This is a genomic window from Microbacterium sp. HMWF026 (genome assembly GCF_003061325.1).
GTDB classification, from domain to species: domain Bacteria; phylum Actinomycetota; class Actinomycetes; order Actinomycetales; family Microbacteriaceae; genus Microbacterium; species Microbacterium testaceum_E.
In genome coordinates this window covers 1-9,061 of the sequence record NZ_QAJB01000130.1, presented here as the reverse complement: position 1 = coordinate 9,061, position 9,061 = coordinate 1, and the positions used below count along the sequence as shown (strand labels likewise).

Sequence of the window (9,061 nt, the reverse complement as noted above, 5' to 3'; positions counted from 1 at the left end):
CTTCTCGGCTCCCGGGGCCGGGGCCGGGGGCGGCTTCGACGACGTGTTCAGCCGATTCGGTCAGGGCCGGCAGGCCCCGCCGGGCGGGTTCGACGACTTCTTCTCGATGTTCGACCAGCAGGGCGGCGGGGGCTTCGGCTCCGGTCGCTTCGGGCAGACGACGGGGGGATTCCGGGGCTTCGGTGGTCCGCAGAAGGGCGCCGACGTCACGGCCCGTACGACGATCGACTTCGTCACCGCGGCCAAGGGCGAGACCATCACCCTCCAGGGCGAGGACAACGTGCCCTTCAAGGTGAAGATCCCTGCCGGCGTCTCGGACGGGCAGAAGATCCGCCTGCGGGGTCGGGGACGGAAGTCCCCCGACGGCGGCGAGAGCGGCGACATCGTCGTGACGGTCGCGGTGCGCCCTCACCCGGTGTTCACTCGCGACGGCCTCAACCTGCGTGTGACGGTCCCCGTGACCTTCACCGAGGCGGCGCTCGGCGCGACGATCGAGGTCCCCACCCTCGGCGGCGATGCGGTACGGCTGCGGGTCGCCCCGGGCACGCCGTCGGGCCGTGTGCTGCGCGTCAAGGGACGCGGCATCGAGACGACCAAGGGCCACGGCGATCTGCTCGCCGAGGTGCAGGTCGCCGTTCCCGCCCACCTCGACGACGCCGCGCGCGAAGCCCTCGAGCGCTTCCAGGCGCTCGAACCGAAAGAGAACCCTCGCGCCGACCTGATGTCGAAGGCGCGGTAGACATACGCGCGTCGCCGGGGTTCCCGGCATCCGGTACGAAAGGATGCCGGGAACCCGGTGACGCGACCGGCGCGACGAGAGAGGTGAAGACGTGTCCGAGAGAGAGATCGACGAAGACGCCCCGATCTTCGCCATCGCCGCGGCCGCGGAACTGTCGAACATGCACCCGCAGACCCTGCGGCAGTACGACCGGCTGGGACTCGTCGTCCCCGCCCGGACGCAGGGCGGGTCGCGCCGGTACTCCAGTCGTCACGTGCAGCAGTTGCGCGAGGTGGCGCGTCTGTCGGGCGAGGGGATGAGCCTTCCGGCGATCGCGCGGCTTCTCGCCCTCGAGGAGCGCGTGCACGAGCTCGCCCGGCGGGTGAACGACCTCGAGCGCCAGCTCTCGGCCGAGCGGCAGTCGCGCCCCGGGGCGCGTGTCTTCGCGGCCGGGGCGACCGGCTCGGTCGTGACGCTGCGCCACGGTGCGCGCGTGCGGCGCGCGACCGATATCGTGCTCTGGCGTCCGCTGGGCCCGCACGACTGATCGCTCGTGCGCGGCGCCGGCGCCGTGCTCAGGCCGGGTCGATGCGCAGCACCGTGGGCGCCTCGCCCACCTGCAGATCGTCGACCACGCGCAGTGTGCGCGCGACGTCGTCCACCGCGCCGATCACGGTGCCGAAGCGCTCGCGGTCGGCGCACACGGCGGTGACGGTGACGAAGTGCGACCCGGTGTCCCACGTGTAGGTCGCGAACGGCGGCGTCTTCGGGTCGGTGGGGAGGGGCATCGCGAGCTTCTCGCCGACGCCGAGGTGCGGGTTGCGGAACGACTCCGTGTCGTCGTACTCCATCGGCATCATCGCGCGAGCGGTGCGCATCTGCGGCGTCGCCTCTTGCAGCTGCGCCATGACGACCAGCAGTTCGGGGTCGCTCTTCCACACCCACACCAGCACGCGTCCGCCGGCCCGGCGCATGAGCAGCGGAGCCGCCTGGCTGAGGATCCACGCGAAGGCACCGCCGCCGGGGCGTGGGGCGACTCCGGTGGCCTTGGTAGCTTGGCTCAGCAGCATGCCGATGGCGGCCTTGCGGTGGCGGCGGCCGCGGAATCCGAGGGAGCCCGTGACGGGCACCCAGAGGTCGGCGGGGGCGTCGGCCTGCAGTCGGGACATGCCCCACAGCCTACGAGCCGGTCCGGCGGAGGGGGATGCCGGGGCCCGGCGTTCGCGATGAGAGAACGCTCCCACGCGCCGGGGGGTCGCCGGTGTCGGAGGTTAGTGCCAGGCTGAATCCTGCGGTCATCCCGGCCGCGGTCGAACTCCTCGGAGGGCCTCGTGCTCGGCAGACTCCTCATCCGCTACCTCTCGCGCTACCGCTGGTTGCTGGTCGCCATCCTCCTGTTCCAGACCGCGTCCGCGGTCGCGACGCTGTACCTCCCGCGTCTGAACGCCGACATCATCAACCTCGGTGTCGCGCGCGGCGACACCGGGTACATCTGGTCGCGGGGCGGCCTCATGCTCGTCATCTCGCTCGGTCAGATCGTGGCATCCGTCATCGCGACCTACTTCGCCGCGCGCGCGGCGATGTCGGCGGGGCGCGATATCCGCCGCGACGTGTTCGAGCGCGTGAGCGGATTCTCCGAACGCGAGCTGTCGCAGTTCGGCGCGGGCTCGCTCATCACGCGCAACACCAACGACGTCCAGCAGGTGCAGATGCTCGCCATGATGGGCGCGACCATGCTCGTCAGCGCGCCCCTGCTCGCCATCGGCGGCATCATCATGGCGCTCCAGCAGGACGTCGGGCTGAGCTGGTTGATCGCCGTCGCCGTTCCGTTGCTCGTGGTCATCGCCGGTCTCGTCATCGCCCGCATGGTGCCCCTGTTCCGCAGCTATCAGACCAAGCTCGACGCCGTGAACCGCGTGATGCGCGAGCAGCTCACCGGGGTGCGCGTCGTGCGCGCCTTCGTGCGCGAGCGCATCGAAGAAGAGCGGTTCCGCGAGGCCAACACCGACATCCTCGTGGTCGGCCGCAAGGTCGGCTCCCTCTTCGTGCTGCTGTTCCCGCTGGCGATGCTCGTGCTCAACGTCACGGTCGTCGGCGTCATCTGGTTCGGGGGGATCCAGGTGGATGCCGGTGGGGTCGAGATCGGAACGCTGTTCGCCTTCATCCAGTACGTCGCGCAGATCCTCGGCGGCGTGCTCATGGCGAGCTTCATGACGGTCATGATCCCGCGCGCCGCCGTGTCGGCCGAGCGCATCGGAGAAGTGCTCGACAGCCACTCCACGCTCACCCGTCCGCAGAACCCGGTGGCACAGCTTCCGGCGCCGGGCACGGTCGAGTTCGACGACGTGTCGTTCGCGTACCCGGGTGCCGAGTCGCCCGTCGTCTCGGGGATCGGTTTCACGGCCCGGCCCGGTGAGACCGTCGCGATCGTCGGCTCCACCGGGGCCGGCAAGACGACCCTCGTCTCACTCATCCCGCGGCTCTTCGACGTCACGGCCGGCGCGGTGCGCGTCGGCGGCGTCGACGTGCGCGAGGCCGATCTCGACGTGCTGTGGAAGGGCATCGGGCTCGTGCCCCAGCGGCCGTTCCTCTTCAGCGGCACCGTGGCGTCCAACCTGCGGTTCGGTCGCGAAGAAGCCACCGACGACGAGCTCTGGCGCGCCCTCGAGATCGCACAGGGTCGCGACTTCGTCGAAGCGATGGACGGTCGACTCGAGGCGCGGATCGCGCAGGGCGGCACCAACGTCTCGGGCGGCCAGCGCCAGCGCCTCGCGATCGCACGCGCGATCGTTCATCGCCCCGCGGTGCTCGTCTTCGACGACTCGTTCTCGGCCCTCGATCTCAGCACCGACGCGCGTCTCCGTCAGGCCCTGTGGAAGGAGCTGCCGGACGTCACCAAGATCGTCGTCGCCCAGCGCGTGTCGACCATCACCGGCGCCGATCGCATCGTGGTGCTCGAAGACGGCCGCATGGCCGGTGTCGGCACGCACGACGAGCTGCTGGCGAACAGCAGCACCTATCGCGAGATCGTCGAGTCGCAGCTGGGAGTCGAGGCATGAGCACCACCGACACGCTCACCGAAGAGGGTCGCGCCGAACTCGAACTCGCCGAGCAGGCCCGGGTCAGCTCCGGCAGCTGGGACAGCGTCGCCCCGGGCAAGGCCGCGAACTTCGGCGCGAGCTTCCGCCGGATGATCGGGCTGCTGCGGCCCTACGCCTGGGCCTTCGGCCTGGTGTCGCTCGCGGGCGCGCTCGGCGTCGTCCTCGCCGTGCTCGCGCCCAAGGTGCTGGGCGAGGCGACCAACATCATCTTCGAGGGGGTCGTGTCGAAGGGCCTCGCGGAGCAGTTCCCCGCGGGCATCTCGCAGGCGCAGGTCGTCGAGGCGCTGCGCGCGGCCGGCCAGAACGACGTCGCCAACATCGTCGGGGCCATGAACACCTTCGCCGTCGGCGCGGGCGTCGACTTCGACGCGCTCCGGGGGGTGGTGGTGACCGTGCTGGCGATCTACGTCGGCTCGTCGCTGCTGTCGTGGATCCAGGGGTACGTCATCAACGTCATCATGGTGCGCACGATGTGGCGCCTGCGCGAAGACGTCGAGGCCAAGATCAACCGCCTGCCGCTGTCGTACTTCGACCGGGTGCAGCGCGGTGAGCTCATCTCGCGCGTCACCAACGACATCGACAACATCACGCAGACGATGCAGCAGTCGCTCTCGAGCGCGCTGACCTCGGTGCTCACCGTGGTGGGCGTGCTCATCATGATGTTCACCATCTCGTGGCAGCTCGCCCTCGTCGCGCTCGTCTCGCTGCCGCTGATGGCCGTGATCTTCGGCGTCATCGGCCCGCAGTCGCAGAAGGCCTTCGGCGAGCAGTGGAAGAAGGTCGGCCGCCTGAACGCCCGCGTCGAGGAGTCGTTCTCGGGTCACGCCCTGGTCAAGGTGTACGGCCGCGAGAAGGATGCGCGCGAGAAGTTCGAGGTCGAGAACGAGGAGCTGTACCAGGCGAGCTTCAAGGCCCAGTTCCTCAGCGGCATGATCATGCCGGGGATGATGTTCGTCGGCAACCTCACCTACGTCGGCATCGCGGTGCTCGGCGGGCTGATGGTGGCCGCCGGCCAGATCCGCCTGGGTGATGTGCAGGCCTTCATCCAGTACTCCCAGCAGTTCACTCAGCCGCTGTCGCAGTTGGGTGGCATGGCCGCTGTCGTGCAGTCGGGCACCGCCTCGGCCGAGCGCGTCTTCGCGCTGCTCGACGCCGACGAGCAAGAGGCGGATGCCGTCGACGCTCCCGCCCACGTCGACGGTCGGGGCGTCATCGAGTTCGAGAACGTGCGCTTCGCGTACACCCCGGAGCGGCCGCTCATCACCGACCTGTCGTTCCGCGTCGAGCCCGGACAGACCGTCGCCATCGTCGGTCCGACGGGAGCGGGCAAGACGACGTTGGTCAACCTGATCATGCGGTTCTACGAGCTCGACGGCGGCCGAATCCTGCTCGACGGGCAGGACATCGCGGACCTGCGCCGCGACGACGTGCGCTCGCGCACCGGAATGGTGCTGCAGGATCCGTGGCTGTTCGCCGGGACGATCCGCGAGAACATCCGCTATGGCCGCGACAGCGCCACCGACGACGAGATCGTCGCCGCGGCCGTCGCCACCCGTGTCGACCAGTTCGTGCACTCGCTGCCCGAGGGCTACGACACCGTGCTCGACGAGGACGCCGCGAACGTCTCGGCGGGTGAAAAGCAGCTCATCACCATCGCCCGGGCCTTCGTTGCTCAGCCGTCGGTGCTGATCCTCGACGAGGCCACCTCGTCCGTCGACACCCGCACAGAACTCCTGCTGCAGCAGGCGATGGCGGCGCTGCGCGAGGGGCGGACGTCGTTCGTGATCGCGCACCGGCTCTCGACCATCCGCGACGCCGATCTGATCCTCGTGATGGAGCACGGCGACATCGTCGAGAAGGGATCGCACGACGAACTCATCGCCGCCGAGGGGGCGTACTACCGGCTGTACCGTTCCCAGTTCGAGCAGGCGGCGTCCGATGTCGACGCGGCCGAGGCAGAGACGCCGCTCGAGGGAGGGTCGCGGCAGGCGCCGGCCTCGAACGACGCCGAGGTGGTCTCGGCGTTCGCGGCGGCGGCATCCGAGGTGCCGGCGGCGGCGGGCATCGACGGCCCGCCACGTCCCGCGCAGGGAGCGCCGGTCGGCGACGGGCGGTCCTGAGGGGGCGGGTGGTTCCGTACGGTTTAACCCTGTGAGCGGCCCCCGGGGCGTGGAAATGCGCTCGGGTACAGTGGACGGGCGCATGACCCGCACCGCGCGAACCGCCCGCCGCACAGATAGGCCTCACCACACGTGACCACTCCTGCGACGCCCGCCGACTCGTCCGCGCCCGCTTCGGCGGACGCCGCCCCGGCTTCTCGCGAGACGCCCATCGCCGCTGACCGCCCGCTTCGGATCCTCATCGGCGCCGACACCTTCCTCCCGCACGTCAACGGGGCCGCCCGCTTCGCCGAGCGTCTCGCCGCGGGTCTTGTCGCGCGCGGCCACGACGTGCATGTCGCCGCCCCCAGCGTCGGACACGGCAACGCCGGCACCGCGATCGAGACGATCGAGGGGCAGCCGATGATGCTGCACCGGCTGCCGGCCTTCCGCTTCCTCCCGCACGACTGGATCACCTACGTCCTGCCGTGGCGGGCGAAGCACTACGCCCGCATCCTGCTCGACGAGATCAAGCCCGACGTCGTCCACATCCAGTCGCACATCATCATCGGCCGCGGTCTCGCGCGCGAGGCGCCCAAGCGCGGCATCCCGGTGGTCGCGACCAACCACGTGATGGCCGAGAACATCCTCGACTTCACGACGCTCCCCGACTGGCTCGATCGCATCTTCGTCAAACTCGCGTGGGCGGACGCCGAGCGCACCTTCAAGCTCACGCGCGCCGTCACGACGCCGACGCGCAAGGCCGCGGACTTCCTCGAGTCGACGATCGACATCGACGGCGTCATCCCGATCTCGTGCGGGATCGATCGGTCGAACTACCGCCCCGATCTCACCCCGCGCGATGCCAACCGCATCCTCTTCGTCGGGCGCCTGACGACCGAGAAGCACATCGACGTCGTCCTGCGCGCCCTGTCTCAGCTCGACCCGGCCCTCGACGTCACGTTCGACATCGTCGGCGGCGGCGACCAGCGCGCGAAGCTCGAAACCCTCGCGCAGCAGCTCGGGGTCGCGGGTCGCGTCACCTTCCACGGACACGCGTCGGACGACGACCTGCGCGATCTGTACTCGCGCGCGAGCGTCTTCGCGATCGCCTCGATCGCCGAGCTGCAGTCCATCGCCACGATGGAGGCCATGGCATCCGGTCTTCCGATCGTCGCCGCGAACGCCGTGGCGCTGCCCCACCTCGTTCGCGACGGTGAGAACGGCTACCTGTTCGAGCCGGGGGATGCCGACGAGCTCGCCGCGCGGTTGACCGACGTCCTCACCGCGACGGCCGATGACCGTCGGCGCATGCAGCAGGCGTCGCTCGACGCGGTCGCGGTGCACGACATCACCCGCACGCTCGACACGTTCGAGGCGCTGTACCGCGGCCGTCCGCTGCCGGAGTAGCCCCGTGCACGTGGTGATGTTCGCCGACCAGCACCTCGAGTCGCTTGGCGGCGCGCAGGTGTCGATGCGCCTGCAGAAGCGGTTCCTCGAGCGCGCCGGACACGTCGTCACCGTCGTGGCCCCGCGCCTGCATCGTCCCGCGGCGCACGACCCGGCGTACCTCGATCTGCCCTCGATCGCCCTCACCCCCGACCGCGAGTACGCCCTGACCTGGCCCGGCGCGCGCACGGACCGGTTCCTGGATGCCGAGATGGGGGCCCGTCTGCCCGTCGACGTCGTGCACGTGCAGGGCGATTTCTGGGGTGCCTTCATCGGCCATCGCTACGCCGCCCGTCACGGTCTGCCGGTTGTCCACACCATGCACAACCGCGTCGACGTGGGTATCGAGGCGACGGCGCCGTTCCCCGGGCTCGTGCTGCGCGCGCTGAACGCGTGGGCGCGGCGGGCGCTCCCGCGCGGCGCGAGCCGCGGCTCGGCCGGCGTGCTCCCGCGCGACGGCTCAGCCCGGGCACTCCCGCGCGGCGTGCGCGGCGGCGCCGGATCTCGGAGAAACGCGCGAAACTCGGACTTTTCGGGCTCATTCATCCGAGATCGGCGCGAAAGTCCGAGTTCGGCGACGGCGTCCGACCGCGCGACAGCGTCCGAGCGCGCGACGGCATCCGCCCGCGCGACGGCGTCGGACCGCGCGACGGCATCCGCCCGCGCGGGGGGCGGCTGGGCGTTCCTGCGTCAGCTGGCCCGCCTCTCGCGCGCGGTGACCGCACCGTCGAGCCACTTCGCCCGCCGCCTCGAGGCGCACGGCGTCGCCGAGAAGGTCGACGTGATCTGGAACGGGATCGACGACGATGTGCTCGACGCGGCCCTGAGCGCCGAAGCGTCGACGCGCCGGCCGGGCCGGCCGCGCTTCATCTGGCTCGGACGAATGAGCCCCGAGAAGCGTCTGCTGCCCTTCCTCGAGGCGGTCGCCGCCTCGGGGATCGACGCCGAGGTCGAGATCGTCGGCGGAGGGGCCCAGCTGCGCGCCGCGCGCCGACTCGTCGAGCGGTCGACGCCGACGGCGACGGTGACCTTCGCGGGGCGGCTCGCCTATGCCGAGACCCTCCGCCGCCTGGCCGACGCCGACGCGGTCGTGCAGACCTCGATAGGCTTCGAAACGCAGGGCATGACGGTCTTCGAGGCGGCCTCGCTCGGCACCCCCGCGGTGGTCAGCGACCCGGACATCGCCGCCGAGCTGGGCGCGGGCACGTGGACGGTGACGGATGCCACGATCCCCGCCCTCGCCGAGGCGCTGCGCCGGGCGGCATCCGACATCTCCGCCGGCACCCCGGTCGTCCCCGACCCGACGATCGCCGAGCGGTTCCGCCAGTCCTCCCGCACGGCGGCGATGATCGCGGTGTACGAGCGGGCCGTGGCCGCAGGCCGCTGACGGGTCTCCGTCCCCGCGACGGGTTGGCCCGTCCCGGACGGGTCGCCGCTCGGTGACGGGTCGGCCGTCCCCCGGCGGTGCCGGACACGACGGCGGGTCGTTGCGGCGACGCGCCGGGTGGTGGCGTGCGTGGGGCGGTGTGTCGTGGCATCCGCCCGCCGTTGTGCACGCCGGGTGCCGGTCGTACCGGTGACGGGTCCTCTGGACGGGCCGCCGCCCGGTGACGGGTCGACGTGCGGTGAGGGGGCTCCGTCCCGGTGGTGCCGGACACAACGGCGGGTCGTTGCGGCGACGCGCCGGGTGGTGG

At 71.0% G+C, this 9,061-nt stretch carries 7 protein-coding genes; 6 read left to right on the top strand and 1 reads right to left on the bottom strand.

Features of this window, described 5'->3' with window-relative positions; translation table 11 throughout:
* Together DBR36_RS05925 and DBR36_RS05920 are read left to right on the top strand one after the other, a co-directional pair.
* Positions 1 to 739 (top strand): DnaJ C-terminal domain-containing protein (locus DBR36_RS05925; protein WP_108317996.1); only part of this gene is annotated, 739 nt, incomplete at its 5' end.
* A 91-nt stretch (positions 740 to 830) separates the two neighbouring features.
* Positions 831 to 1,265 carry a heat shock protein transcriptional repressor HspR gene (locus DBR36_RS05920; RefSeq protein WP_108317995.1) on the top strand — a complete coding sequence of 145 codons (435 nt, stop codon included), beginning with the start codon at positions 831 to 833 and terminating at the stop codon, positions 1,263 to 1,265.
* Positions 1,266 to 1,293: 28 nt separating this feature from the next.
* Here the strand turns inward: DBR36_RS05920 and DBR36_RS05915 are convergent, their stop codons facing one another.
* Positions 1,294 to 1,887 carry a hypothetical protein gene (locus DBR36_RS05915; RefSeq protein WP_108317994.1) on the bottom strand — a complete coding sequence of 198 codons (594 nt, stop codon included), beginning with the start codon at positions 1,885 to 1,887 and terminating at the stop codon, positions 1,294 to 1,296.
* Between the two features lie 162 nt (positions 1,888 to 2,049).
* Here DBR36_RS05915 and DBR36_RS05910 point away from each other — a divergent pair, with 162 nt between their 5' ends.
* The 4 genes from DBR36_RS05910 to DBR36_RS05895 all read left to right on the top strand — a co-directional run bounded on the left by DBR36_RS05910 (position 2,050) and on the right by DBR36_RS05895 (position 8,754).
* Positions 2,050 to 3,777: an ABC transporter ATP-binding protein gene (locus tag DBR36_RS05910; protein WP_108317993.1), complete on the top strand. Its 1,728-nt coding sequence runs from the start codon at positions 2,050 to 2,052 to the stop codon at positions 3,775 to 3,777.
* Positions 3,774 to 5,939, top strand: a complete 2,166-nt coding sequence (locus DBR36_RS05905; protein ID WP_258222586.1) for an ABC transporter ATP-binding protein — start codon at positions 3,774 to 3,776, stop codon at positions 5,937 to 5,939. Before DBR36_RS05910 ends, DBR36_RS05905 begins: the two co-directional genes overlap by 4 nt.
* 132 nt (positions 5,940 to 6,071) lie before the next feature.
* Positions 6,072 to 7,328, top strand: coding sequence for a glycosyltransferase (locus tag DBR36_RS05900; RefSeq protein ID WP_108317992.1), 1,257 nt, complete (start codon positions 6,072 to 6,074; stop codon positions 7,326 to 7,328).
* Positions 7,329 to 7,332: 4 nt separating this feature from the next.
* Entirely contained in the window at positions 7,333 to 8,754 is a 1,422-nt protein-coding gene (locus DBR36_RS05895) for a glycosyltransferase (RefSeq protein WP_108317991.1), read from the top strand.
* The last annotated feature ends 307 nt before the right edge of the window (positions 8,755 to 9,061 follow it).